The following is a 24,628-nucleotide window of genomic DNA, read 5'->3' as shown; positions in this document are numbered from 1 at the left end:
GGAGGGGGGCGGGGAGGAGGGGGGCCAGGGCGGCGGCGGTCAGGGTCGAGGGGAGGTCGGCGGGGACCAGGAGGAGGGTTCGGTCGGTGAGTGAAGGTGGGGGGTAGTGGCGGGGGAGGTCGAGGATCGTGAGGTCGTGGGTGGTTCTGGCGGTGGCGAGGACGGCGGTGAGGACGGAGAGGGGTGGGGTCGTCGGGGTTGAGTGGTGGTGGGAGAGGACGGAGACGCCGTTGTAGGTAGGGAGGGAGGTCAGCGCGGTGTGCGGGAGACGGCCGCGCAGGGTCGCCAAGTCGGGCCAGCGCGGGCCCGGCGCTTGCTCCAGGCCGAGCAGGATTTCCAGGCCGCAGGAGTGCGGGTCGGCGTCGATCAGGAGCGGGTTGAGGCCGTGGCGGGCGGCGGTCTCGGCGAGGGTGGCGGCCAGCACGGTGGCGCCGGCGCCGCCTCGCGCGCCCGTCACCGCGACGACCCGGCCCTGAGGCGACGGACGGGCGGCCGACGACAGCAGCTCGATCAGCCAGGGTTCGGCGGCGGGAAGGACGGCCAGCCGTTCGGCACCGACCTCGACCAGCCGGCGATAGGAGTCGAGGTTCTCCGCTCGCGTCACCAGGACGACGCCTGGCCTGCGGGGATAAGAATCCAGCGGTAAATCAATACCGAGAAGTATCAAAGGGGCATCGTGCCAGTGGGCGTGAGTGGGAGCCCGGGGAACGGCGAGTTCCACCGAGGCGGCCGCGGCCAGCCGGAGCAGATCATCGGTCAATCCCGGATCCCGGGAGAGAAGCAGCGCATTCATAACGCCCACCCTGCCCCACCACCCGCAAGACCGTTTTTCAGGCTGTGGATAACACCGGACACACGACGACCCCCGCAGGGGGGGAGAGCGGGGGTCGTCGCGACGGTCCGGCTCCGGGGGGGTAGAGCCGGCCCGTGTCCAAGAAAGTGCGGGGGGCGCGAAGCCGACTACGGCTCCGTCCTCAGTGCCAGTCTAGGCAGATACAACATATGCTGCCCGATCGTCGAGAGATCCGTCGAGGATCGGACTTGATACCCGGTGAGCTTTTTCTCACCAGTCGAGAAGGATCATGCTGCGTCCCGGCGGCGGACGGGTAGATCTTTTCTCGATTCCAGCCTCACGGACAGTGATCGAATTGGCGTCGCCTACCGTTCGGTAATGCGGCCTCGTACTGCGGGAAACCGGATGGCGAAGGCACAGGAACGGTCGTGCGGAGAAGGCGCGCGGAACGTCCGGAGAATGAAGAAGGGGCTTGTCAGACGCCGAAATGAGGCGTACACAAGAAGCACGGACGAGTTGTCCGGGCACGGCACCCAGGCACCCACGCGCGACCAGCCGCGGGAGGCGCGTCGAGACGGGCTTGACCCGGTCCGACGATACAAGTTGCACGCATGGTAACCGGGAGTGACGTGACTGCGGTGGCGTTTCCCCTTCGGGGGAGACGCCACCGCTACATATAGGGAAGTTCTAACCGCGCTGCATGGATTCGCAGATCGCCTGCGAATCGCGGGCTCCGACGACGATCGCGGAAGCGCAGTGCTTCACCCAGCCGGCCACCCCGTCGGCGGTGCCGGAGTAGTAGCCCTCGAGCGCGTCCTTGTAGTCGAGTTCGGCGTGACCGATCTCGGGGGAGACGAGGGTCTTCGGGTCGAGGCCGCGGGCGATCAGGGTGAGCCGTTCCGCGGCCCGTGCGACGAGGCCGTCGGCGACGCCGAAGGGACGCAGTGCCATGATCTCTCCGTGCACGATCGCGCCGACCACGACCGCGGGCGCCTGCGACGGCGACGTCAGCAGCGACGCCAGCCCCGACAGCCGGGCCGCGACCTCGGCGGGATCGGGCGAGCCCGACTCGCGGGGCCGGCCGAGCAGGTCGTCGGCGACGACGTCGCGCGCGCCGAGGACGTGCAGCCTGGCCAGCACCTGGGGCGGTGCGACCTGCCAGGTGCCGAGCAGCGAGCCCAGCTCCTGGGAGATCCGCAGCGAGCCCTGGACCAGCGGATGGACGGCTTTGCCCGACCGCACCTCTTCAAGGTGGGCTTCGGCGCCTTCGAGCGCGGCCGAGGCGCGGGCGCCGCGCAGCAGCGATTCGGTCGACACCTCGGGGCTCTTGCGCCGCAGCATCCGGTGGCCGCGGAGCCGGTCGACGGCCTTGCGCGCGTCGTCGCACGCTTCGGGAACACCGGGGAGCTGGGCCACCTGCAACAGAGCGTCAGTCACGGCCCTGAGGGTACACAGCGTGCGTAAGTGGGCCGCGTCACATACCATCTGTAAACAATCTTTCAAGTAAGCGCATACTTGAACGCCGAACAGGCACACCGGTTTAGTGGAAGTCCCACCCAGAGGGCGCGAGCGAAGGAGCAACACCAGTGAGCCAGGAAGCGCTGTCGAACCTGCTGTCGGAGAACCGCAGGTTCGCCCCCCCGCGCGAGCTCGCGGCCGCGGCCAACGTCACCGAGGAGGCCTACGCCGAGGCGGCCGACGACCGGCTGGCGTTCTGGGCGAAGCAGGCCGAGCGCCTCGACTGGGCCAAGCCGTGGGACCAGGTCCTCGACTGGAGCAACCCGCCGTTCGCGAAGTGGTTCGTCGGCGGCGAGCTGAACATCGCCTACAACTGCGTCGACCGGCACGTCGAGGCGGGCCGCGGCGACCGGGTGGCCTTCTACTGGGAGGGCGAGCCGGGCGACTCCCGCACCATCACCTACGCCGACCTGCAGAAACTGGTCAACCAGGCCGCGAACGCGCTCACCGAACTGGGTGTCGGCAAGGGCGACCGGGTGGCGATCTACATGCCGATGATCCCCGAGACGGCCGTGGCGATGCTGGCGTGCGCCCGGCTCGGCGCGACCCACAGCGTCGTGTTCGGCGGTTTCTCGGTCGACGCGCTGAAGACCAGGATCGAGGACGCGCAGGCCAAGCTCGTCATCACCGCGGACGGCGGCTACCGGCGCGGCGCCCCGAGCGCGCTGAAGCCCACGGTCGACCAGGCCGTCACCGACACGGTCGAGAACGTGCTCGTCGTGCGCCGCACCGGCCAGGAAGTCGACTGGACCGACCGCGACGTCTGGTGGCATGAGCTCGTCGACCGCCAGTCCGAAGAGCACACGCCCGAGGCGCACGACGCCGAGCACCCGCTCTTCATCTTGTACACGAGCGGTACGACAGGAAAGCCGAAGGGCATCCTGCACACCACCGGCGGCTACCTCACGCAGGTCTCCTACACCCACCACGCGGTCTTCGACCTCAAGCCGGAGACCGACGTCTACTGGTGCACGGCCGACGTCGGCTGGGTGACGGGCCACTCCTACATCGTCTACGGGCCGCTCTCGAACGGCGCGACGACCGTCATGTACGAGGGCACTCCCGACACTCCGGGCAAGGGCCGCTGGTGGGAGATCATCGAGAAGTACAAGGTGACGATCTTCTACACGGCGCCGACCGCGATCCGCACGTTCATGAAGTGGGGCGACGACATCCCCGCGCGGTCTGATCTGAGCAGCATCCGGGTGCTGGGCAGCGTCGGCGAGCCGATCAACCCCGAGGCCTATGTCTGGTACCGGGAGCACATCGGCGCGAACAAGGCGCCGGTCGTCGACACCTGGTGGCAGACCGAGACGGGCGGGATCATGATCAGCCCGCTGCCCGGCGTCACCCACGGCAAGCCCGGCGCGGCGATGCGTCCGCTGCCCGGGATCTCCGCGGACGTCGTCGATGAGAACGCGCAGCCGGTTCCGGACGGTTCGGGCGGATTCCTGGTGCTGAAGGAGCCGTGGCCGTCGATGCTCCGCACGATCTGGGGCGATGACGACCGGTTCGTCAAGACCTACTGGTCGCGCTGGGACGGCCTGTACTTCGCGGGCGACGGCGCGAAGAAGGACGCGGACGGCGATCTGTGGCTGCTGGGCCGCGTCGACGACGTCATGCTCGTGTCGGGCCACAACATCTCGACCACGGAGGTCGAGAGCGCCCTGGTCAGCCATCCGCGCGTCGCCGAGGCGGCCGTGGTCGGCGCGGCTGACGCCGTCACCGGCCAGGCGATCGCCGCGTTCGTGATCCCGCGCGGCGAAGGCGACGTGGACGTCGAGGACCTGCGCGACCATGTCGCGAAGACCCTCGGCCCGATCGCCAAGCCCCGCCAGATCCTGGTCGTGCCGGAGCTCCCCAAGACCCGCTCCGGCAAGATCGTCCGCCGGATCCTGCAGGACATCGCCGAGGGCCGCCAGATCGGCGACGCCACCACCCTCGCCGACGCCGGCGTCATGGACCACATCAAGAAGGCCCTCAACCTCTAGAAGACCGCCCCGGGTGCGGCGGCCCCGAATCCGCCGCACCCCACCCCTTATTTGACGATCCGTGCCCCCACCCCCCAGCATCGTCCCAGTGATCAAATGCGCCGCCGAGAAATCCACTCGCCGCGGCCGCCCCAGGCTCCCCAGCCCACCCGGCCTGCTCAGCACCCACCGAGCAGCCGCAGGACCTCCGCGTGAGATCCCGATCCCGGGGTAGGACGATCTTGATTCGCGCCATCGGCGGCGGGTTCGAAGGGATGCAGGGTGCGGCGACTGGCTTCGGCTTTTCCGGTGGAACCGACGGTCCGCCATGCCCGGAATCTGGCGGAGGCGCTGCGGACGGAGACGATCGGCGGCATCGTCATGCTCGCCGCGACGATCCTGGCCCTGATCTGGGTGAACAGCCCCTGGTCGAGTTCGTACGAGGCGTTCAAGGGCTGGGAGTTCGGCCCGTCCTGGTTCCATCTGTCGATGGCACATCTCGCCGCCGACGGCCTGCTGGCGATCTTCTTCTTCATCGCCGGGCTGGAGCTGCGCGAGGAGCTGACCCACGGCGAGTTGAAGCGGCTCAGTGACGCCCTTCTCCCGGTGATGGCCGCGGTCGGCGGTGTGATCACCCCCGCTCTGATCTTCCTGGCGGTGAGCGCCGGAACCGCGGACGCCCTGAAGGGCTGGGCGATCCCGACCGCGACCGACATCGCGTTCGCGCTGGCCGTCCTGGCGATCACGTTCTCGAACTGCCCGCCGCCGCTCCGCGCGTTCCTGCTGACCCTCGCGGTCGTCGACGACCTGATCGCGATCATGATCATCGCGCTGTTCTACTCGGCGAGCATCAACTTCCTGATGCTGGCGGCCGGCGCGGTCCTGATCGCGGTCTACGGGCTGCTGCAGCGGCGGGGCGTCCGCTCCCCCTGGATCTATGTGCCGATCGGGATCGCGGCGTGGGCGTTCGTCTACAAGTCGGGCATCCACGCGACCGTCGCGGGCGTCGCGCTCGGCCTGCTGACCAGCCCCGCCCCCGACGACTCCCCCGACGAACTGCGCTCGAACGCCGAGGAGACCGACCATTTCCTGCGGCCGTTCAGCGCCGGTTTCTGTGTTCCGTTGTTCGCGTTCCTCAGTGCGGGCGTTTCGCTCAGCCCGTCGACCATCGGCGCGGTGTTCACCGACCGGATCGCCCTGGGTGTGATCTTCGGGCTTGTCGTCGGTAAGTTCTTGGGCGTCTTCGCAGGCGCGTACGGCGCGGTGAAACTGGGCTTCGCCCGCCTCGGGGACGGCCTGCACTGGCGGGACCTCGCCGCCGTGGCGATGCTCGCGGGTGTCGGTTTCACCGTTTCGCTGCTCATCGGCGATTTGGCCTACACGGGAACGGAACATTCGGAGAGAGTGACCACTGCGGTCCTCATCGCCAGTCTCGTGGCGTCGCTGTGTGCGGCGGTCGCGTTCCGGTTCCGGGTCCGGGTGCACGCCCAGGAAGGGAAGGAGTCCCATGACCACCTCTGACATCGAGGGCCAGAGCGTCGGCGAACTCGTCGCCAACGCCACCGGCACCGTCTCCAAACTGGTCCGTTCGGAGATCGAACTGGCCAAGATCGAACTCAAGGCCGAGGCCATGAGGGCGGCGATCGGCAGCGTCATGTTCATCGTCGCCGGGCTGCTCGGCGTGATGATCGTGATTCTCTGGTCGATCGCGCTGGCGTTCGGCTTCGTCGCGCTCGGCATGTGGACGTGGGCGGCGTTCCTGCTGGTCGGCGGGTTGTACCTGCTGACGGCGGCGGGCTGCCTGTGGTTCGGCTACCTGAAGGTCAAGAAGATCGGCAAGCCGAAGCGGACGATCCAGACCCTGCAGGACAACGCGAAGCTGTTCAAGCGCACGAAGTCATGACCGCCGACCTCGCCGGGCCCTGGACGCACCGCGACGTCAGCGCCGGGGGCACCCGGTTCCACGTGGCCGAGGCGGGCGAGGGTCCGTTGGTCCTGTTCCTTCATGGTTTTCCCGAGTTCTGGTGGAACTGGCACCACCAGCTCGGGGCGTTCGCGTCCGCCGGATACCGGGCGGCCGCCGTCGACCTGCGTGGCTACGGGGCCAGCGACAAACCACCCCGCGGCTATGACCTTGTCACCCTCGCGGGAGACGCCGCGGGGCTGGTCAGGGCCCTCGGCGAGGCCAACGCGATCGTTGTCGGACACGACTGGGGCGGGCTGCTGGCCTGGACGATGGCCGTCTACCACCCGAAGGTCGTGGCACGCCTCGTCGCGGTGTCCGCGCCGCACCCGCTGCGGCTGCGGCAGTCGCCCCTCACCCCGTGGATGGCGCGGACGGCCGCCTTCCAGGTTCCGGTCTGGCCGGAACGGAGACTCACCAAGGACGACGGCGCGTACGCCGCCGGCCTGCTGGCGGAGTGGTCGGCCCCCGGTTGGCCGGACGACCGGACCGAACGCCACGTCAGGGACGCCGTGCAGATCCCCGGCGTCGCCCATTCGGCGCTGGAGTACCACCGCTGGTTCCTGCGCTCGGTGCCCCGCCCCGACGGTATCCGGTACGCCCACCGGATGGCGGCGCCCGTCCAGGCGCCGACCCTGCATCTGCACGGCGCCCTCGACCTGGCGCTCCCGCCGTACACCGCCCAGGGTTCGGGCCGTTACGTCGAAGCCCCCTACACCTGGACGCTCATCGAGGCCGCCGGCCACTTCCCGCACGAGGAACGCCCGCACGCCTTCAACGAGGAGCTCCTCGGCTGGCTGGCCCGCTGACATGCCCGGCCGCGACCGCGACGCCGAGGGCAGGCCCCGCAACGCCCGCCCGCGCGACGCCTACGGCCGTCCCCTCCCCCACGGCGAACCGGGCGTCCCGACCACTCCGGACGATCTGCTGCTCGGCCCGGCCGAGACCCTCGAGGAGGCCCGCCGCCTGCTCGAGGAGGACCGTCCGTTCCACGCCCACGAGGTGCTCGAAGCCCGCTGGAAGACCTGCCCGGCCGAGGAACGTCCGCTCTGGCGGGCCCTCGCGCAACTCGCCGTCGCGCTGACCCATCTCCGCCGCGGCAACCCCAAAGGCGCCCGAACCCTCCTAGAACGCTCCCAGCAAGGTCTCCACGTCTACCGGGGCCCGTCCTACGGTCTGGACCTCACCGCGATCATCACGGCCGCCCAGCACCTTCCTGAACGCCCGGACACTCCGATCCCACTGAGCTGATCCGACCGGTGGTCATTCGGCGCAGCGGCCGGTGTTGACGGGCTGGGTGGCCGACTGCCCGGCCGTCGCGTCGGGTGCGACCTCTGCGGCTGTCAGCGCGTACCCGGTGTTCCGGTCGCTGAACGCCGCCGCGAAGATCACCCCGTAGACCCGGCCGTCCTTGGCGAGCAGCGGGCCCCCGGAGTTGCCCGGCTCGACGGTCCCGCGCAGCGCGTAGATCTCACGGGTGACCTGGTCGGCCCGGTAGATGTCGGGGCCCTTCGCCTGATGCTTGGAGCTGATCTTGGCGGCGCGGACCGTGTAGGAGTGGTTCTTGGGGAACCCGGCGACGACCGCGGGGTCGCCGCGCTGGGCGTCACCGCTGAACTGGAGCGCGGGCGCCCGCAGGCCCGGCGCGTAGACGACCGCGATGTCCCGGGCCGAGTCGTAGACCACGACGTGCCCGGTGGCCGACCGCCCGTCGGGGAACTGGATCCGCAGCTCGCCCTCGGTGCCCGCGACGACGTGCGCGTTGGTCATGATCCGGCCCTTCGAGAACACGAACCCCGTGCCCTCGATCCGGCGGGAGCACTCCGGCGCCGTCCCGATGATCTTGACGATGCTCTCGTCGGCGTGGCGGAGCCCCGGCGAGGTCAGCACAGACGCGTCCGGCGGCCCGACGTCGACCAGCGGCTCACCGCCCAGCCCGCTGAACACCTTCGGGAACTCGGTGCGGTTCACGAACCCCTTGAACGATCCGGCCCACTCGCCGATCGCCGACGGCATCGCGTCGTCCACGCCGTTCAGCACGGTCGACTCGTTGACCTGCCGGTTCAGCCAGATGAAGTTGGTCGGCTGGAGCAGCACGAGCCCGATGAACCAGACCACGAGCAGCAGCGACGCCACGCTGACGACCGCGCCGCCCGCCGCGTCTGCGGCCCGCGCGTTGCTGCCCGTCACCCGGTTGCGCAGCACCGCACCGGCCGAGGAGGCGATGAGCTGACCGAACGTGGCCGCCAGGAACGCCACGACGATCGCCAGCAGCGCCTGCTGTGCCTGGCCGTCGACCACCGACTTGACCAGCGGGGGCGCGATCACCACGCCCAGCACTCCGCCGCCGACGAAGCCGACGAAGCTCAACAGACCCACCACGAAGCCCTGCCGGTACCCGGAGACCGCGAAAAGCGCGACGAGTACGAGCAGGATCAGATCGAGGACGTCCAACACCGCTTCAAAGTACAGGGCGGAAGCGGGTTTCCGAGTCGCCTGGACGGAGGAGATGGTGACCCGGCGTGTCACCTTCTCGACTGATATCAGCCTCGGCGGGCCAGATTCAGCGCCTCGGGGGGAAGTTCGACGATCTTCTCCTGGTCCCAGGGGACCGCCCAGCCGCCCAGTTCGAGCAGGTTGCTGAGCAGCCCCGCCGTGAACCCCCAGACCAGCATCGACCGCACTTCGAAGGCCGGTCCGATGAAACCGCCGGGCCCGCGCAGCGAGATCCGGTTGGCCGGATCGACCAGCTCGGCGAGCGGCACCCGCGTCACGGAGGCGACCTCGCCGGGGTCACCGGGAGCGACCGCGCACGGCTCATGCCACCAGCCGGCCACCGGAGTGATCCGGAAATCGCTCCGCGAAAGGTACAGCTCGGGCAGGACGTCCAGGATGGTGACGCCTTCGGGGCGGACCCCCGTCTCCTCCTGCGCCTCGCGGAGCGCGGCCGCGACGGGGCCGTCGTCCTCGGGGTCAATCGCGCCGCCGGGGAACGCGGGCTGGCCCGCGTGCTTGTTCAGGGTGGCGGCGCGCTCCAGCAGCAGCACGTCGGGGCCGTCGGGGCCCTCGCCGAACAGGATCAGCACGGCCGCGGGACGCGCGGACGGCGCCGGCCTGAGGAACGCGGGCACTTCCGACAGCGGGGCACGCTCCCGGAACCGATCAAGCCAAGTGGGAATCACTCCAGACCTCCGGCCCCCCACCCTAGGCAAGCCGCGTCACCGCTCGCGTCCCGGGGCCGTCCCCCGTTCGAGAACTGGACGTGCCGTCTACTTGACCGTAGGGTCAATTAACCGATCGGTCAGGATAGCTGAGGAGCTCGACGTGGATACCGTGCGCTACCTGTGGGAGACCGCCCAGAACCCCATCCTGTATGCCCTTCCGGTCTTCGCCGTCTGCATCGCGATCGAAGCGGCCTTCTACGCCTGGGAGGCGAAGAACGATCGCCGGGCGGCCGAGCAGAAGGGCTACCTGGCGATCGACACCCGCACGTCGCTCTCGATGGGCGTCGGCGCGCTGCACTTCCAGATCATCTTCAAGATCCTCAGCCTCTTCGTGTTCGCGCTCCTTTACGAGAAGGTCGCGCCCTGGCACCTGCCCACCGACAACGTTTGGTTCTGGATCGGCCTCGTCGTGGTCGTCGACCTCGCCTGGTACTGCAACCACCGCTTCGGCCACGAGGTCCGCATCGCGTGGGCCGCCCACCAGGCCCACCACTCCAGCGAGTACTTCAACTTCGGCACCGCGCTCCGACAGAAATGGAACCCGTGGTTCGAGTTCCTCTTCTGGGTGCCGCTGCCGCTGCTCGGCGTCCCGCCGTACGCGATCTACTGGGTCTTCGGCGCCAACCTCGTCTACCAGTTCTTCAGCCACACCGAGCGCGTCGGCAAGCTCTGGAAGCCGATCGAGCTGGTCTTCAACACCCCGTCGCATCACCGGGTCCACCACGGCTCGGACGCGATCTACCTCGACCGGAACTACGGCGGCATCCTCATCATCTGGGACCGCCTGTTCGGCACTTTCCAGGAGGAACTGCACACGCCGAAGTACGGCCTGACCTACCAGGTCGACACCTACGACCTGGTGGAGCTCCAGTACGGCGAGTTCCGCCGCATCGCCCGGGACGTCAGGGCCGCCAACGGCCTGCGCGACAAGCTCGGCTACACCTTCGGCCGGCCCGGCTGGGCTCCCGCCGACCGCGCCCCGGCGAACCCGGAGCCCGCCGTAAGGTGAGGGCGTGACCGCCCTCGCCCGCTCCGCCGGCACCCCCAAGCTCTCCCGCGACGTGCGGGAGCGGCAGGTGCTCGACGCGGCCGCCCACGAGTTCGGCACCGCCGGCTACGGCGCGGCGTCACTGGCCGCGATCGCCGACCGGGTCGGGGTGAGCAAGGCCCTGGTACTCACCTACTTCGGGTCGAAGGAAGCGCTCTATGTCGCCTGCGTGGAGCGGGCGGGCGAACCGCTGGTCGAGGCGATCGAACGGGTGATCACCACACCGCAGCCGCCGCGACGCATGGCCGAGGCGACCCTGGCCGCGATCTTCGCGACGCTGGACGGGCGCCCGCACGACTGGAACGTCATCAACGACCGGTCGCTGCCCAAGGGCGGCCCGGGCGCGGAGGCGTCGGCCCGCGTGCGACGGACGATCGCGGAGCAGGCCCGCCGCGGAGTCGAGCGGCTGGCCGACTCGCCCGTCGTCCGGGACCGCGACGATCTGGCGATCCTGACCGAAGTCTGGATGAGCGCCGTCACCGCCACAGTGAACTGGTGGCTGCGCCACCCCGAGCGCACCGCCGAGGAGATGGCCGAACGGAGCGCACGGGTCCTGGCGGTCGTGACGGGCGCGGCCCCCGGCTGACGGCCGCGGTCAGGGCTGGGGTTTCATGGCGGCGAAGCTCCGGTCCCTGACCAGCTTCTCGGCGACCTTCGGATCGGTCGGCCCCTCCCCGTAGGACGGGCAGTCAACGGCCAGCGGGCACGCCCCGCACGCCGGACGCTGCGCGTGGCACCGCCGCCGCCCGTGCCAGATCAGCCGCTGCGACAGATCCGTCCAGTCCTTCCTCGGGAACAGCTCGGCGACCGCCGACTCGACCTTGACCGGATCCTCCTCCTCCGTCCACCCGAACCGCCGCACCACCCGCCCGAAATGCGTGTCCACCGTCAACCCCGGCACCCCGAACGGTTCTCCCGTTTCAGGATCACGTGCGTTCCCCAAAACGACATTGGCCGTCTTCCGCCCGACTCCCGGAAGCCTGACCATCTCCTCAAGCGTCCGAGGCACCACACCGCCGAAGTCGTCCCGCAGCGCGACCGACAACCCCATGATCGACTTTGTCTTGGCCCGGAAGAACCCGGTCGACTTGATGATCTCCTCGACGTCCTCCGGGTTCGCCGCCGCGAGATCCTCGGGCGTCGGATACTTCGCGAACAGAGTCGGCGTCACCAGGTTCACCCGGGCATCGGTCGTCTGCGCCGACATCACCGTCGCGACCAGCAACTCGAACGGGCTGTTGAAGTTCAGCTCACAGTGAGCGTCCGGATAGGTCTCCGCGAGCTCCCGGCCCATCCGGCGGGCCCGGCGGACCAGGCCCAGGCGGGTCTCGTTCTGGAACCGTTTCGCGCGCTGTCTCGAGGTCGCCTGCGTCGCCATGACGCCAGGTTAGACGCACGCACTCCCCTCCCCGCCTCGCTTCCACCGATTTCACCGCGCCACCAGTGATCTTCCGGGTGACTGCGTAAACTCGGGTTCATGACCGCTGCCGCACCGGAGCCCACCTCTCCCGTTCCTCCGGCGAAGGATCTGAAATCCATCCGGACGGCCCTGCTGCCCGAGGATCTCAGCGACTTCGACTCGGGGCTGCGCAGGGCGCTGAACACCGCGGCCGACCACCTCGATCTGGCACCCGTCCACGAGTTCATCGAAGCCTGGTGGCGTATCGCCGTCTCCTCAATGGACCCCGAGCGGCACCGTACGGCCCGTCGCGACGCCGAAGCCCTCCTCAGGGGAGAACCGGTCCACACCGTCGACGCCACTGAGCTGATCCGGCGACGCCTCGCCGACCTCAACCGGTGATCTACCACGTCGAAGAGACCGAGGAAGTCCTCGCCGAACTCTCTGCCCTCCCCGCCGATGCCCTCACCGCTTACCTGGAGCTGAGAACCGCTCTGGAGCTCACTCCCTGGAGCGGCAACCAGTACAACCCCGACAATCCGGCCGGTGCGAACATGCGCACGCAGCCCTTCGGCTCGGGACACGGCCTGGCGATCTATGTCATCATCGAACACCCCGAGCTGGACGAACACCGGGTCGTCATCACCCGAACCACCTGGATCTAAGCCGTGGCCGGCCCGAGCAGAGAACGCCTGGAAGAGATGATCGCCGAGGCGGTCGTCGACTGCTACACCGACGACGAGGCGATCACCGGTTTCGCCACCATGATCGAGGACCACCTGAGAACCCCATTCACCACTTGCGTCCTGGGGATCGAGGTCGTCGTCAAGAAGATCGAGCAAGCAGCAGACAACGGGATCGTCGCCGTCTGTGCCGCCGGGCGGATACGGCAGCGCATCGGCCTTCTCGATCTGCCCCTCCCAGAGCCGCCACCGGAGGGAGCCGAATGGATCACCGCGTACCGACACTGGCTACGAGGATTACATGAGCAGCTACGAGTACTACGAGTTCGTGGCCGTCGACCAGCCACTGGACGCACGGCAACGCAGCGAACTCCGGGCGTTGTCGACCAGGGCACGGATCACTTCTACGAGCTTCGTCAACGAGTACCACTGGGGCAGCTTCCGCGGCGATCCGCACACCATGATGGAGCGCTACTTCGACGCGCACCTGTACCTCGCGAACTGGGGCACCCGGATCCTCATCCTCCGGCTCCCCCGCGCCGCCCTCGGACTCACCATCGCCCAGCGGTACTGCGGCGGGCACAACGTCGCCACCTGGGCTTCAGGCGATCACGTCTTCCTCTACCTCTCCTCCGAAGAGGAAGAGGAGTACTGGGAAGAGGACGGCGAACACCGCCTCGGCGGAATCGTCGGCCTCCGCACCGAGATCGCCTCCGGTGACCTCCGGCCCCTCTACCTGGCCTGGCTCCTCGCCGTCCAGAGCGGCGAGATCGACGACGACGAGACCGAACCCCCCGTCCCAGCGAACCTCGCAACCCTCAGCGCCGCCCAACGCTCCATGTCCGACTTCCTCCGCCTCGACGACGACCTCCTGACCGTCGCCGCCGAAGCCAGCCCCCACCTGGTCTCAGACGAGCCGACCGACGCCGAATACACCGCCTGGATCGAGCTCCTCCCTGCCGAAGACAAGGACACCCTCCTCCTCAAGACCCTGCGGAACCCGACAGCGGCGCGGGCCGCTCTCCAGCGCCGATTCCACAGTGACCGACGCCCCCAACCGACACCAGACCCTTCCAACCGTACGGCTAGCCAGCTCCTCTCAGCAGCCGAGAACCGAGACGCAGAGCGCAGGAAGGCCGAGCAAGAACGCGAAGCCAGAGAACAGGAACGTCGCGAACGCAAGGCCGCCAAGGCGCGCGAACAGCGGCTCCAAGACCTCCGCCGAGAAGGCGACCTCGCCTGGCAGCGCGTCGAGACCCACATCGCCACCAAGAAGCCCACCGAATACGACGCCGCGATCACCCTTCTGCGCGACCTACGTGAACTCGCCGAACAGGATCGGACCATCCAAGCGTTCCACCAGCGCATCGACGAGCTGCGGACAGCGCATCAACGCAAGCCGAGCCTCATGGAAAGACTCACCAAGGCCAACCTATGAACCGAGCACCCTAGTGACGCCAAGTCATTGATCCATTTCAGCGTCGCCCTCGGTCAGCCGAAAGGTTCTCCCGTTTTAGGATCACGTGCGTTGCCCAAGACCACGTTGGCCGTCTTGCGCCCCACACCAGGCAGCGTGACCATCTCTTCGAGCGTCCGGGGCACCTCACCAGCAAAGTTGTCCCTCAAGGCAGCCGACAACCCCATGATCGACTTCGCCTTCGCCCGGAAGAACCCCGTCGACTTGATGATCGTCTCGACGTCCTCCGGATCGGCCACAGCCAGGTCCTCGGGAGTCGGATACTTGGCGAACAGGATCGGAGTGACGAGGTTCACCCCCTTGTCCGTACTCTGCGCCGACATCACTGTCGCTACCAGCAACTGGAAGGGGTTCTCGAAGTTCAGCTCGCAATGGGCGTCGGGGTAGGTCTCCGCCAGCTCCCGGCCCATCCGCCGGGCCCGCCGCACCAGACCCAGCCGGGTCTCGTTCTGAAACCGCTTCTCCCGCTGCCGAGGGGTCGCCTGCGTCGCCATGGTTCCCAGCGTAGAACCTCCATGTCAGCCCAGGGCGCACGCCAGAGCTTCCGGACTCCGGAGTTCAAGTTCCGCTTGGTCACCGAACCATCTACCGGAGACCTCACTACTTCATGATCACGACAGACTGCAAGAACCCAGACCTCAAAACAGGCCCCAACAGTAGCCACACCAATACCATGCACTTATGAGTCGTTGTACAGCCCCAGTTCAGGGTCATCGGACCGCCAGCGGACGTGCAGCGTGCCCCGCATGCAGCAGCAGCGGCTACGGGTACTCATCGCCCCGCCCCTACTACTCGCCGCCGGTCTACGCTACGCAGAGCAGTGGTGGGCGTGGTGCGCCCAGTAGCGGCAGCTCCAGTAGCGGCAAAATGCGGGCGCCCTGGTCACCGAGCACCTCCTCCATGATCTACACGCCTGGCGAGGTGAAAGGTCTGGCTCCTGTCCGTGACGCCGCCATGTTGCGCGCGCGTCAACAGCCCGACCTTCGCGATGTCTTCCTCTGCCACGCTTGGGATGACCGGCGCGGTGCTGCCAGGGAGTTGTGCGACCTGCTGGAGGCAGAGGGCGTGTCGGTCTGGTTCAGCGAGAAGGACATCGCGCTCGGCCTGCCGTTCATGCGGGAAATCGACAGGGGGCTGGCGAGGTCGCGTACGGGTCTCGTCCTGGTCACTCCTGCTCTCCTGGCACGCCTCAGGTGCGGTGGCGTCTCTGACAAGGAGCTCTCGGAGCTCCTTGCACGTGACCTGCTGCTCCCTGTCATTCACGAGACGACCTACGGTGAGCTCCGGGACGTCAGCCCCCTACTTGCATCCCGAAACGGATTGGACACAGCGGAGGATTCCCTGGCAGTGGTTGCTATCAAGATCGCAGAGTTGGTGGCCGTTGAGGACGACCAGCTCGCGGCGACCTAAGGGGGCTGGGAGGTCGCCTGGCCAGGCGTTTGCGGGCGCCCGGATCCATGTGCTGTGCTTCTGGGCCATGGCGCTGACGGAGGTAGACCGGCTGCTTGCGACCGGCTGCTTGCGACCGGCTGCTTGCGGTCGCGATCCGCGTCAGAACTTCCTCATGTGACCACTCGAACACACGGGCATGACTTCTTAGGTTCTCGTGCAATTTGTCGGGGTTCGCAACTAAAAATCACTATCATCCCCATTGGGCACTCTTGATTGGCGTTTCCATGGCCAAGACAGTCTTCTACAGCTTCCACTACGAACAAGATGTCCACCGCGTCCAGCTGGTCCGCAACATCAACGCCCTCGAAGCGCAGCCACTGTTGAACTCTCAGGACTGGGAGCAGGTGCGTAGGCGTGGGGATGAGGCAATCAAGAAGTGGATTAACGAACAGATGGCGTACAAGAAGGCCGTCATCGTCTTGATCGGCAAGCACACGGCAAGTCGACCCTGGGTCATTCATGAGATTAACAAGGCATGGGCCGATAAGAAGCCGCTGCTAGGGATTCGAATCCATGGACTCTCGGCACTGGGGAGCGTTGATAGTGCAGGTTCCGACCCCTTTGCCAAGGCTATTGGTGCAGGACTAGTGCCGGTATTTGATCCTACGACGCATGATTGGTCAGGAAAGGTCGACAGTAAAGCGACCTATAACAGATTGCGTGACAACTTGGAGTCTTGGTCGGGACAAGGGAGAATTAGGCGATCATGGTAGACCAACCTGCATGCCCATTTTGTGCAATTGTCGCAGGAGGTGACCCTAATGTGAGGCTGGTATATCACACCCAAGAGGTCACCGCATTCTTTCCATTGGAACAAGCCACGCGCGGTCACACTTTGATAGTGCCGAACCGCCATGTCTCAGACCTGACCGATCTCAACGCTACTGAGGGCCGCGATTTGGGTGAAGCGCTCCTCAGGACAGCGCGTGCGGTCCGCTCGGCCCTAGCACCGGATGGTCTGAACGTAATTCAATCGACTGGGGCGGCCGCCACTCAAACCGTACCTCACGTGCACTTCCATCTCGTGCCCCGATGGTCGGGGGATCGCATGGTCCTTGAATGGCCGGCAGGTGTGGCCGAGGATGGTCAAGCCCAGAGTCAAACTCTCGCTGCGATTCATTCTGCGCTTACCAACGAAGTGAGCGCGGTCGGGCCAGAGGACCGTCGACAGCACTTGGCATTTATCCAAGCGATAGTTACACGAATGTCGCAGGCGTCGTCGTCCTCGAAAACGTGGCTGCTTCCGATTGTGACCGCGACTTACGGATACGCGATCACGAAGAATTCGACCGTCATGGCACTTCTCGGCGTCTTGGCGGTACTCGTCTTCGGTGTCCTTGATGCTAATTATCTAAAGCAAGAGCGCGCCTTTCGGAAGCTCTATGACGAGGTAGCGGCAGGTCGTCCAATCCCCGCATTTTCCTTGAATCCTTCTCTGGCATCACCAGCGGGTTCTAGAGTCAATTATTGGCCAGATTGGCGTGATATCAAATCGTGGGCGGTTGCTCCTGTTTATGGACCCTTGCTGCTTGCAGGGGTGAGCATAGGAGCCTGGCTGCTCTACCGGTGAGGTAGTGAGGGCTCCTCCCATGCGATCAGTGCCGTGTGTCCCGTCCGGCGGGACCCTGCAACCAGCCAGCCTGAGTTGCGGGTTGAAGAGTAGGTCCGAACGCTGTTCGGACCTACCTTGCCGTCCCAGCGAAACCAGGCTGCTCCGGCTTGCCGTAGCCGGTGTGCTTGGCCTCAGATACGCGAGCGCGGTCCGGGCCGAAGCGACCGAGGAACGTCCGCCTTGTGGGTGAGCCAACCCAGTTCGATGAGTCGCGTGACCAGGTGGTGGGCATAGAAGCGCACCTTCGTGTCAGCGATCTGCTTGGCGCCGAGGTCTGGCCGGACCTGGATCGCGACCTGCCGCCAGGTCGGACCTTTTCCGTGGTGCTCCACGTAGGCAGCGACCACCTCAGCGATCAAGCGAGCGCGTTCGTCGGTCGTGTCCTGGTCTAGGTAACTCCGCAGCTCGGGGTAGCGCTCGGCAAGCTGCTTCCAGATCTGGGGGCGGCTCTCGGGTTCGGCACCCGCGACGCCGCCGAGACGCCGCAGCACCCGCAACCGCTTCTTCACCGTCTTGTGGGCCATCGGCGGTTCCATCATGCGGCCCAGCTCCACGTTGGTTGCGCCAGGGTGCCTCAACCGGAGTTGGGCAAGATCATGCACCCGGCTGGGGATGTTCTCCCCAACAGCAGCGAGTGCTTCCTCCACAGTCTCGGTTACGCGGAGCCGATGCTCCAAGTGGGTGACGGCCATGCTGGAACGCTAGCCGCCCGAGCACCGAGTTCCACGACAACTCTCCGTTCACGTTGGCCAGCCCGCGCCATCAAGGCAATGTTCTCCCAATCCGCCTCGCCGAGGGATAGCAGAGCCGGGTGCCAGTTCAGGGCCAGGCAAACAACGCTCTGACCTGCATGGGCAATGTTGCCGAGGGTGTCCCTGGGTGTGCGCTTGCTGACTTCGGCCGGCTTGGGTGGGGCTATCGGGTGCGGAGCTGGCTTAGGAGGCTCTCGTGGAGTTCGTTGGCTTGGTCCAGGCTGCGTTTCCACTCAGCCTGTGCCGGCGTCGGCTGGCCTGCTTCGGGATCGGGCAGGCCCTTCTTGGTGGGGTCGGCCTCCCGCCACCAGCGCGGTCCCAGGGTCGCGCTGCGCTCGACGCAGTACGGCAGGGAATGCACCAGAGCGTCATCGACCGTCAGGCAGGACAGGCGCCGTTGGCCGGAGATTGGCCCACCGGTGCCTTTGGCCTGGGAGGGATACAGGCCCATCAGCACGGCCTCACCGGCTTCGGCGATCTGGTGCGATGCCTTGCGGGCTGCGCTCATCTCGCTACTCGTGGGCTGACGTTCCATGACGTCGGTGACGATGTCCCGCACGATGATGGTCTGCTCAGATCCGAGCCGGGTGAGGAAGACCTCACGCCAGAATGCTGTCCCCCGATTCATCTTTGGATGATCGCAGAAAGGAATGCCTTCTCGCTCGCGGCAAATGGGGACGTGTCGCTGAAACTGTCGATCACAATGGCGGACCTTCTTCTCACAAGGCACGTCTTCAGCGACTCGACCGAGGCGGACACGGCCCCTGCTGGTCGGCCTGGTTCGCATCCGATGCGAGGTGTCCCCGCCTACCTTGCCATGGGGTCTGCAAGATAGGTGATCGGGTAACCCGCTCCCGGGCGGCCCTGGCCGGGCCGGAGGGGTCCTCTTCGAGGTCGCTGCGCTGGCTGGAGTCACGTTTGTCGCCCAGTTTCCCTTCCTCATTCCGACATCACATGTGGAATGGCGGAGGGAAGTTGCAGATGGCGGAGAAGCGGCGGATGGAGCGTCTTCCGGGTGGCCGGAAGAACACGGTGAAGGTGATGCTGTCGGACGCTGAGCGGGCGGAGCTGGTCAGGCGGGCGGAAGCTGCGCAGTTGAGCGTCCCGCGGCTGCTGGTGGAGGCTGGGTTGGCGGGTGAGCGGCGGACGAGGTCGCAGCGGCAGGGGGTGACCGCGGAGTTTTTGGGGGTCCGCCGGCTGGTGGCTGCGATCGGGAACAACCTGAATCAGGTGACGCGGGCCTTGAACGCCACCGGCCGGGCTCCGGAGGAGCTTCCGGTGGTGGTGGAGGTGACCGGGCGGATCCTTGAGCGTCTGGACCAGGCGGTTACGGCGGTGCGGAAGTCGTGATCGCCCACGTGGTGGTCAAGAAGCGCAACGGCGTCCAGGTGCTGGGGAAGAACCCGGTCGGGTTGATGCTGTACCTGTTCGGGCCGGGCAGCCACAACGAACACACCGGTCAAAGGGTGATCGCCGCGTCGGAGACTCTCGGTATTGCCGATGGCACCCGCCTGGATCTCAGGACGCAACGCGAACAGATCAAGGATCTGGGCTTCCAGCTGGACTCGTATCGCATGGCGCTGGGCACGGAGGTGCCGAACGGGTACATGTGGCACTGCGCGATCTCTCTGCCGCCCGGAGACTCCACCCCCGACCGCAGGCTGTCGGACGCGCAGTGGGCCGAGGTCGTCCGTACGGCGGTGGACCGGTTGGGGTTCGACACCGACGGCCAGAGTCCTTGCCGGTGGATCGCGGTCCACCACGGCCAATCAGCAGGGGGCAACGAACACGTCCACCTGGTCGCCAACCTGGTCCGCGAGGACGGCACCACCGCCTCCTACTTCCGCGACTGGATCACCTTGCGGAGCATGTGCCGCGACATGGAACAGCGGTTCGGCCTCCAGGTAGTGGAAGGGAGAGCGGTCGAAGGCCGTCGGAGTGTGGGCCAGCCCAATGTGTCACGAGCACAGCTCGGAAGCGCAAGAAGGTCACGAGGTCCTTGAGACGGCCGGGGACTTCGCCTTTGAAACGGTCGCGGATCGCCGCCGAGAGGCCGATGATCGCCTTGGTCTTGGCGCGGAAGAAACCCGTCGACTTGATGATCGTCTCGACGTCCTCGGGGTTGGCTCAACAACCGGGACGGCGGGGGCGGGGGTCCGGGAAACCGGAGGGTTCCACGTGAAACCAGCGTGAAGCCGGGGTGAAGCCGGAGGGAGGGAGGCTCTGGGTGTACGCCGGGAAGGGCTCGGCGGTGGGAGGAGGGGGTCGTGACGGAGCTCAGCGCCGTCCGGGCCGAAGGCCTGGTCAAGAGGTTCGGGGACTTCAAGGCCGTGGACGGGATCGACCTGCACGTCCGGCAAGGGGAGATCTTCGGGGTGCTCGGCCCGAACGGGGCGGGCAAGACCACGATGCTTCGCATGCTCGCCACCCTGCTGCCGATCGACGGCGGGCGGGCCAGCATCTACGGCGTGGACGTCCGGCGGGAACCGCACCGGATCCGGCAGCTCGTCGGGGTGACCGGGCAGTACGCATCGGTCGACGAGGATCTGACCGCCACCGAGAACCTGCGGCTGTTCGCCCGGATCCAGGGTCTGGGCGGCGGGCGGGCCAAGGCCGTCGCGGGCGACCTGCTCGACCGGTTCGGTCTCCAGGAGGCCGCCGACCGGCCGCTGTCGCAGTTCAGCGGCGGGATGCGGCGCCGCCTCGACCTGGCCGCCAGCCTGATCACCCGGCCGCCCCTGATCTTCCTGGACGAGCCGACGACCGGCCTCGACCCCAGGACCAGGGGCCAGATGTGGGACACGATCCGCGAGCTCGTCACCGACGGCTCCACGATCCTGCTCACCACCCAGTACCTCGACGAGGCCGACCAGCTCGCCGACCGCGTCGCCGTGATCGACCGGGGCCGCAAGGTCGCCGAGGACACCCCCGACTCGCTGAAGTCCCAGGTCGGCGATTCGACGCTCCAGCTCAGCCTGGCCGACGGCGCCGACGTGGTGCTGGCCGCGGACGTCGTCCGGCGGCTGCTCGGCGAGGACCCCGTCCTGACCCCGGAGTCCGGCCGGATGAACGTCCCGCTGCCCGACCCGAACCGGGCCGCCGACGTCCTGATCGGCCTACGTGAAGCGGGCCTCGGGATCGCCTCGGTGAGCGTCGCCAAGCCGACCCTCGACGAGGTCTTCCTCACCCTGACCGGCCACGGCGCCGACGAAGCGCCCCAGGAAGAGCCCCAGAAGGAGGCAGTGCGATGACCGTCGCGACCCCCACCGCTCCCGCCGTCAAGCGGATCGACGCGGCCGCCGTCGCCGCGCGCACCACCCCGCGCAACTCGCTGCAGGAGACCCAGGTCCAGATCCTGGCGATGGCGTGGCGGGCGTTGAAGAAGATGCGCCGCAAGCCCGAGCAGTTCTTCGACGTCCTCATCCAGCCGCTGCTGTTCACGGCCATGTTCGCGTTCATCTTCGGCGGCGCGATCTCGGGCGGTGTCGCGGAGTACCTTCCGGTGCTGATCCCCGGCATCCTCGCCCAGACGGCGCTGACGGTGTGCATGGCGACCGGCGTGCAGCTCCGCGAGGACATGGACAAGGGTGTTTTCGACCGGTTCAAGTCGCTGCCGATGGCGCGGATCGCCCCGCTGGCCGGACCGATGATGGCGGACCTGATCCGGTACGGCATCGCGTCGGTGCTGACGCTGCTCACCGGGCTGGTCATCGGCTACCGGCCCGGCGGCGGGGTGTTCGGCTGTGTCGCGGGGATCGCGCTGACCGTCGCGGCGGGCTGGTCCCTGGCGTGGATCTTCACCTGGCTGGGGACGATGGCGCGGTCGGCGCAGAGCGTCCAGGGCACCTCAATGATGATCATGTTCCCGTTGACGTTCCTGTCGAACGCGTTCGTCCCGGCCGAGACCCTGCCGAGCTGGCTCCAGACCTTCGTCAAGATCAACCCGGTGTCGCATGTGGTCTCCGCGGTCCGCGACCTGTTCAACGACGGCGCCGTGACGGCCGAGGTCGGCTGGGCGGTCCTCGGCTGCGTGGTGGTCGTCGCGGTCTTCGCTCCGCTGGCGGTCCGCTCCTACTCCCGGAAGATGTAGGCGGTCAGCTCTCTTCCAGGACGGCGCGCGCCTCGGCCAGCAGGTCGGGGCCGCGCCGTTCGCCGTACTCCGCCTCGATCCCGGCCAGCACTCCGGGGGCGAGGCGTTCGGCGTGCGCGGACAGCGCGGGCCACTGCATCGTGGGGGTGAACCGGTTGTAGGCGAACCGGTCGGCGAGCACGAGCCGCCGGATCGCGTCCTGCGCGGGCATCGCGTCTTTCAGCAGGCCCCAGATGCCGAGCGCGGCGAGTGCCGTCCCCGCGACGGGGTAGTCCCGGTAGGGCTGCTCGACGGCGAAGTAGCCCCGCATCACGGACCGCAGCGACGCGAAGAGGTCCGCCCCGTCGTCACCCTCGCCGTACTGCGCGAACGCCGCGAGCGCCATCGCCTCGCCGATGATCGCCCACGGGGTGCCGGTGCCCTGGGTGCCGGGGAAGCCGACCTTGCCGAGCGCCTCGGCGGCCTCGCGGTGCAGCCGCAGGCCGGTCGGGATGTCGCCGTCGACCAGCGCGAGCTGGGCGCGGCCCGCGACCACCGACAGCACCTCGCCGTGGGTGGCCTGGGCGGCGAGCCCCTCCAGCTCCTCGATCATCCGGGCGGCCTCGTCCCGGCGGCCCTCGATGAGGGCGACGGTGGCGAGGACGGCGCGGATCTGGAGGGAGTCGTCCATCGCGCCGAGCCGGTCGAGGACGGGCAGGGCCTCGGCGGCGTGCCGGGCCGCCGACGCGGTGTCGCCGACATGCTCATGCAGGGTGAAGAGCTGGGCGTGCAGCATGGCGCGGTGCCAGGGCCCCACCTCGGGAAGGATGAGGTCGAGCGCGCCTTCGGCCGCTTCGATCGCGCCCACCGGATCGCCCGCGTTCTCCCGGACGTTACTCATCCAGTGCAGGGTGAACGCGCGGATCAGCGGGTCGGGGTCGTCGAGCAGCCGCCGGTGCCGTTCCTCGTCGGGCGACACCACGGCGATCAGGGCCGTCACCATGGCGCGGATGATCGGGTTGGCGGAGTCGGCGCCCAGGGCGGTCAGCATCCGGACCAGCGTTTCCACCTCGGCCGCCGAGCCGACGATCATGAGGTTGACCAGGACGACGCTCAACGCCACCCGGGCCCGGTCGAGCAGGACGGGCGGCGGGGTCCAGCCGTCCAACGCGACCCCGACGGCCGGAGCGAGCACGATGCTGCGCGAATGCTCCCCGCTGATCGACCAGAAGCCGCCCAGCGCCGCGAACAGCACCGTGACGGCCTCCGGATCGGGTTCGGCGAGCGCCTCGCGCAGCACGTCGGCGAGGTTGGTCTCCTCCGCGCGCAGCCGGTCCATGGCCTCGGCCTGGTCGGGCGCGTAGAGCAGGACGCTCCACCGGCCTGCGTAGTCGAGCGCCCAGGTCTTGACGGCGGACCGCGCGTCGGCGGACTCCGCCGCAGCGTCCAGCCGCATCCGGCCGAACTCGCGTACCGTTTCGAGCATCCGGTAGCGGACGCCGTAGGGCGTTTCGACCACGGTCAGCAGGGACTGCTCGACCAGCTCCTCGATGTCGCCGAGCGCTCCGCCGTCGAGCACCTGTTCGGCGGCGTCGAGGGTGAAGCCGTCGGGGAAGGCCGACAGCCGGCGCAGGGCGCGGCGGACCCGCTCGCCGAGCAGGCTCCACGACCAGTCGATCACCGCCAGCAGGGTCTGGTGCCGGGACGGGGCGCTGCGGTCGCCGCCGCGCAGCAGCGCGAACCTGTCCTCCAGCCGGCGGGCTATCTCGGCGGCCGACATCACCCTGACCTTGGCGGCAGCCAGTTCTATCGCCAGGGGCAGGCCGTCGAGCCGGTCGACGACGGCACGCACGTCGTCCTCGTGCAGGACCACACCGGGCCGGGCGGCCGTCGCGCGGTCGCGGAACAGCTCGACGGCGTCCTCCGTCCCGAGCTGCGGAAGCTGGTAGACGCGTTCGGCGGCGATGGCCAGCGGCGACCGGCTCGTGGTGAGTACCCGCAGCTCCCGTGTGGTCGCCGCGAGCTGGGCCACCAGATCGGCGACGGCCTCCACCAGGTGCTCGCAGTTGTCGAGCACCAGCAGGGTGGGGGCCAGATCGAGCTGGGCGGCGATTCGGGAGCGCACGTCGGAGCGCTGCTGCGAGGTGAGCGTGCGGCGTCCGGTCACCGAGTCGCGGACGCCGAGCGCGGAACCGACCTCGCCGACGAGGTCCTCAGCCGCGGCCACACCGGCCAGCTCCACGAAGTGGACGACCGGCTGCCTGGCCTGACGTGCGACGACATGGGCGAGCCGGGTCTTGCCCAGCCCGCCGGGACCGAGGATCGACACCACGCGCGAGGTGTCCAGGAGCGCCCGCACCCGGCGCAGGTCGTCGTCGCGGCCGAGCAGCGCCGTGGTCTCGAACCGCACCCCCGACCGGACGGGACTGTCGAGCGCCAGCAGCTCCCCGTGGACCCGCCGCAGCTCAGGCCCGACGTCCGCGCCGATCCGCTCGCGCAGCCCCGACCGGTGGCGTTCGAACCGGTCCAGTGCCGCGCCGGGACCGCGGACGGCCGCCTCGCTGCCCAGCAGATCGGTCAGCAGCGCCTCGTCGTCGGGATGGGCCAGCGCGGCCCGTTCCAGCTCGGGCAGCGCGGCCTCATGGTCGCCCCCATCGGCAAACGCCCC

The 24,628-nt window shown here is 68.0% G+C and carries 25 protein-coding genes and 1 pseudogene; 17 read left to right on the top strand and 9 right to left on the bottom strand.

Translation table 11 applies throughout. The features are described 5' to 3' along the window. Together ssd and ACYVE7_RS08575 are read right to left on the bottom strand one after the other, a co-directional pair. The coding region (ssd, locus tag ACYVE7_RS08580) for a septum site-determining protein Ssd (protein ID WP_460364036.1) at positions 1-793 on the bottom strand (793 nt) is incomplete at its 3' end. Between the two features lie 687 nt (positions 794-1,480). After that, positions 1,481-2,230, bottom strand: coding sequence for a Fic family protein (locus ACYVE7_RS08575; RefSeq protein ID WP_460364035.1), 750 nt, complete (start codon positions 2,228-2,230; stop codon positions 1,481-1,483). Between the two features lie 149 nt (positions 2,231-2,379). Between ACYVE7_RS08575 and acs the strand changes: the two genes are divergently transcribed. The 5 genes from acs (at position 2,380) to ACYVE7_RS08550 (ending at position 7,495) form a co-directional block, all read left to right on the top strand. Beyond that, positions 2,380-4,302, top strand: coding sequence for an acetate--CoA ligase (gene acs / locus ACYVE7_RS08570; RefSeq protein WP_460364034.1), 1,923 nt, complete (start codon positions 2,380-2,382; stop codon positions 4,300-4,302). A 261-nt stretch (positions 4,303-4,563) separates the two neighbouring features. Next, entirely contained in the window at positions 4,564-5,802 is a 1,239-nt protein-coding gene (gene nhaA / locus ACYVE7_RS08565; protein ID WP_460364033.1) for a Na+/H+ antiporter NhaA, read from the top strand. Next, positions 5,789-6,184 (top strand): phage holin family protein, encoded by a 396-nt coding sequence (locus tag ACYVE7_RS08560; protein WP_460364032.1) that lies wholly within the window; start codon positions 5,789-5,791, stop codon positions 6,182-6,184. Before nhaA ends, ACYVE7_RS08560 begins: the two co-directional genes overlap by 14 nt. After that, positions 6,181-7,053 (top strand): alpha/beta fold hydrolase, encoded by an 873-nt coding sequence (locus tag ACYVE7_RS08555; protein ID WP_460364031.1) that lies wholly within the window; start codon positions 6,181-6,183, stop codon positions 7,051-7,053. The genes ACYVE7_RS08560 and ACYVE7_RS08555 overlap by 4 nt, the downstream gene beginning before the upstream one ends. A 1-nt stretch (position 7,054) precedes the next feature. Beyond that, positions 7,055-7,495: a DUF309 domain-containing protein gene (locus ACYVE7_RS08550; protein ID WP_460364030.1), complete on the top strand. Its 441-nt coding sequence runs from the start codon at positions 7,055-7,057 to the stop codon at positions 7,493-7,495. Positions 7,496-7,507: 12 nt separating this feature from the next. Here the strand turns inward: ACYVE7_RS08550 and ACYVE7_RS08545 are convergent, their stop codons facing one another. Beyond that, the gene (locus tag ACYVE7_RS08545) at positions 7,508-8,701 is read right to left on the bottom strand and encodes a MarP family serine protease (RefSeq protein ID WP_460364029.1); all 1,194 of its coding nucleotides are present in this window, start codon (positions 8,699-8,701) and stop codon (positions 7,508-7,510) included. An 86-nt stretch (positions 8,702-8,787) separates the two neighbouring features. Beyond that, positions 8,788-9,375 (bottom strand): NUDIX hydrolase, encoded by a 588-nt coding sequence (locus ACYVE7_RS08540; RefSeq protein WP_460364028.1) that lies wholly within the window; start codon positions 9,373-9,375, stop codon positions 8,788-8,790. Positions 9,376-9,568: 193 nt separating this feature from the next. On the opposite strand from ACYVE7_RS08540, the gene ACYVE7_RS08535 reads away from it, so the two are divergent. Next, positions 9,569-10,477 (top strand): sterol desaturase family protein, encoded by a 909-nt coding sequence (locus ACYVE7_RS08535; RefSeq protein WP_460364027.1) that lies wholly within the window; start codon positions 9,569-9,571, stop codon positions 10,475-10,477. Between the two features lie 4 nt (positions 10,478-10,481). Continuing rightward, positions 10,482-11,102: a TetR/AcrR family transcriptional regulator gene (locus ACYVE7_RS08530; RefSeq protein ID WP_460364026.1), complete on the top strand. Its 621-nt coding sequence runs from the start codon at positions 10,482-10,484 to the stop codon at positions 11,100-11,102. A gap of 9 nt (positions 11,103-11,111) precedes the next feature. On the opposite strand, the gene nth is transcribed toward ACYVE7_RS08530, so the two are convergent. After that, positions 11,112-11,894 carry an endonuclease III gene (nth, locus tag ACYVE7_RS08525; protein ID WP_460364025.1) on the bottom strand — a complete coding sequence of 261 codons (783 nt, stop codon included), beginning with the start codon at positions 11,892-11,894 and terminating at the stop codon, positions 11,112-11,114. Between the two features lie 99 nt (positions 11,895-11,993). On the opposite strand from nth, the gene ACYVE7_RS08520 reads away from it, so the two are divergent. The 3 genes from ACYVE7_RS08520 to ACYVE7_RS08510 all read left to right on the top strand — a co-directional run bounded on the left by ACYVE7_RS08520 (position 11,994) and on the right by ACYVE7_RS08510 (position 14,036). Continuing rightward, entirely contained in the window at positions 11,994-12,317 is a 324-nt protein-coding gene (locus ACYVE7_RS08520) for a DUF6247 family protein (RefSeq protein ID WP_460364024.1), read from the top strand. Next, entirely contained in the window at positions 12,314-12,580 is a 267-nt protein-coding gene (locus tag ACYVE7_RS08515) for a hypothetical protein (protein WP_460364023.1), read from the top strand. The genes ACYVE7_RS08520 and ACYVE7_RS08515 overlap by 4 nt, the downstream gene beginning before the upstream one ends. A 319-nt stretch (positions 12,581-12,899) precedes the next feature. Next, on the top strand, positions 12,900-14,036 hold the full coding sequence (locus tag ACYVE7_RS08510; protein ID WP_460364022.1) for a hypothetical protein: 1,137 nt from the start codon (positions 12,900-12,902) through the stop codon (positions 14,034-14,036). An 80-nt stretch (positions 14,037-14,116) separates the two neighbouring features. Here the strand turns inward: ACYVE7_RS08510 and ACYVE7_RS08505 are convergent. Continuing rightward, positions 14,117-14,569 (bottom strand): annotated as a pseudogene (locus ACYVE7_RS08505) (endonuclease III domain-containing protein); the annotation flags it as partial. Positions 14,570-14,975: 406 nt separating this feature from the next. On the opposite strand from ACYVE7_RS08505, the gene ACYVE7_RS08500 reads away from it, so the two are divergent. From ACYVE7_RS08500 to ACYVE7_RS08490, 3 genes are all read left to right on the top strand, one after another. After that, positions 14,976-15,485 (top strand): toll/interleukin-1 receptor domain-containing protein, encoded by a 510-nt coding sequence (locus ACYVE7_RS08500; RefSeq protein ID WP_460364021.1) that lies wholly within the window; start codon positions 14,976-14,978, stop codon positions 15,483-15,485. A 266-nt stretch (positions 15,486-15,751) separates the two neighbouring features. Next, positions 15,752-16,240 (top strand): TIR domain-containing protein, encoded by a 489-nt coding sequence (locus tag ACYVE7_RS08495; RefSeq protein ID WP_460364020.1) that lies wholly within the window; start codon positions 15,752-15,754, stop codon positions 16,238-16,240. After that, positions 16,234-17,097 (top strand): HIT family protein, encoded by an 864-nt coding sequence (locus ACYVE7_RS08490; protein WP_460364019.1) that lies wholly within the window; start codon positions 16,234-16,236, stop codon positions 17,095-17,097. Before ACYVE7_RS08495 ends, ACYVE7_RS08490 begins: the two co-directional genes overlap by 7 nt. 173 nt (positions 17,098-17,270) lie before the next feature. On the opposite strand, the gene ACYVE7_RS08485 is transcribed toward ACYVE7_RS08490, so the two are convergent. Both ACYVE7_RS08485 and ACYVE7_RS08480 read right to left on the bottom strand, forming a co-directional pair. Further along, on the bottom strand, positions 17,271-17,831 hold the full coding sequence (locus tag ACYVE7_RS08485) for a helix-turn-helix domain-containing protein (protein ID WP_460364018.1): 561 nt from the start codon (positions 17,829-17,831) through the stop codon (positions 17,271-17,273). Between the two features lie 223 nt (positions 17,832-18,054). Next, positions 18,055-18,519, bottom strand: coding sequence for a hypothetical protein (locus tag ACYVE7_RS08480; RefSeq protein ID WP_460364017.1), 465 nt, complete (start codon positions 18,517-18,519; stop codon positions 18,055-18,057). 353 nt (positions 18,520-18,872) lie between these two features. Between ACYVE7_RS08480 and ACYVE7_RS08475 the strand changes: the two genes are divergently transcribed. The 4 genes from ACYVE7_RS08475 (at position 18,873) to ACYVE7_RS08460 (ending at position 21,981) form a co-directional block, all read left to right on the top strand. Beyond that, on the top strand, positions 18,873-19,241 hold the full coding sequence (locus ACYVE7_RS08475) for a plasmid mobilization protein (RefSeq protein ID WP_460364016.1): 369 nt from the start codon (positions 18,873-18,875) through the stop codon (positions 19,239-19,241). Next, a complete protein-coding gene (locus ACYVE7_RS08470) occupies positions 19,238-19,894 on the top strand; it encodes a relaxase/mobilization nuclease domain-containing protein (protein ID WP_460364015.1) in 657 nt (218 codons plus the stop codon). The genes ACYVE7_RS08475 and ACYVE7_RS08470 overlap by 4 nt, the downstream gene beginning before the upstream one ends. Positions 19,895-20,158: 264 nt before the next feature. Beyond that, entirely contained in the window at positions 20,159-21,142 is a 984-nt protein-coding gene (locus ACYVE7_RS08465) for an ATP-binding cassette domain-containing protein (protein ID WP_460364014.1), read from the top strand. Continuing rightward, positions 21,139-21,981, top strand: coding sequence for an ABC transporter permease (locus ACYVE7_RS08460; RefSeq protein WP_460364013.1), 843 nt, complete (start codon positions 21,139-21,141; stop codon positions 21,979-21,981). The genes ACYVE7_RS08465 and ACYVE7_RS08460 overlap by 4 nt, the downstream gene beginning before the upstream one ends. A gap of 4 nt (positions 21,982-21,985) precedes the next feature. Here the strand turns inward: ACYVE7_RS08460 and ACYVE7_RS08455 are convergent. Next, on the bottom strand, positions 21,986-24,628 hold a 2,643-nt coding region (locus ACYVE7_RS08455), incomplete at its 5' end, for an ATP-binding protein (protein ID WP_460364012.1).

The organism is Actinocorallia lasiicapitis (genome assembly GCF_054778695.1).
This window is presented reverse-complemented; position numbering and strand designations above follow the sequence as displayed.

What these genes read in the sequence shown, in the direction of transcription:
- ACYVE7_RS08495 (WP_460364020.1), top strand. Translation starts at nt 15,752, where the DNA reads ATGGCCAAGACAGTCTTCTACAGCTTCCACTACGAACAAGATGTCCAC.
- ACYVE7_RS08560 (WP_460364032.1), top strand. Translation starts at nt 5,789, where the DNA reads ATGACCACCTCTGACATCGAGGGCCAGAGCGTCGGCGAACTCGTCGCC.
- ACYVE7_RS08520 (WP_460364024.1), top strand. Translation starts at nt 11,994, where the DNA reads ATGACCGCTGCCGCACCGGAGCCCACCTCTCCCGTTCCTCCGGCGAAG.
- ACYVE7_RS08460 (WP_460364013.1), top strand. Translation starts at nt 21,139, where the DNA reads ATGACCGTCGCGACCCCCACCGCTCCCGCCGTCAAGCGGATCGACGCG.
- ACYVE7_RS08480 (WP_460364017.1), bottom strand. Translation starts at nt 18,519, where the DNA reads ATGAATCGGGGGACAGCATTCTGGCGTGAGGTCTTCCTCACCCGGCTC.
- ACYVE7_RS08550 (WP_460364030.1), top strand. Translation starts at nt 7,055, where the DNA reads ATGCCCGGCCGCGACCGCGACGCCGAGGGCAGGCCCCGCAACGCCCGC.
- ACYVE7_RS08475 (WP_460364016.1), top strand. Translation starts at nt 18,873, where the DNA reads ATGGCGGAGAAGCGGCGGATGGAGCGTCTTCCGGGTGGCCGGAAGAAC.
- nth (WP_460364025.1), bottom strand. Translation starts at nt 11,894, where the DNA reads ATGGCGACGCAGGCGACCTCGAGACAGCGCGCGAAACGGTTCCAGAAC.
- ACYVE7_RS08500 (WP_460364021.1), top strand. Translation starts at nt 14,976, where the DNA reads ATGATCTACACGCCTGGCGAGGTGAAAGGTCTGGCTCCTGTCCGTGAC.
- ACYVE7_RS08555 (WP_460364031.1), top strand. Translation starts at nt 6,181, where the DNA reads ATGACCGCCGACCTCGCCGGGCCCTGGACGCACCGCGACGTCAGCGCC.
- ACYVE7_RS08490 (WP_460364019.1), top strand. Translation starts at nt 16,234, where the DNA reads ATGGTAGACCAACCTGCATGCCCATTTTGTGCAATTGTCGCAGGAGGT.
- ACYVE7_RS08510 (WP_460364022.1), top strand. Translation starts at nt 12,900, where the DNA reads ATGAGCAGCTACGAGTACTACGAGTTCGTGGCCGTCGACCAGCCACTG.
- ACYVE7_RS08485 (WP_460364018.1), bottom strand. Translation starts at nt 17,831, where the DNA reads ATGGCCGTCACCCACTTGGAGCATCGGCTCCGCGTAACCGAGACTGTG.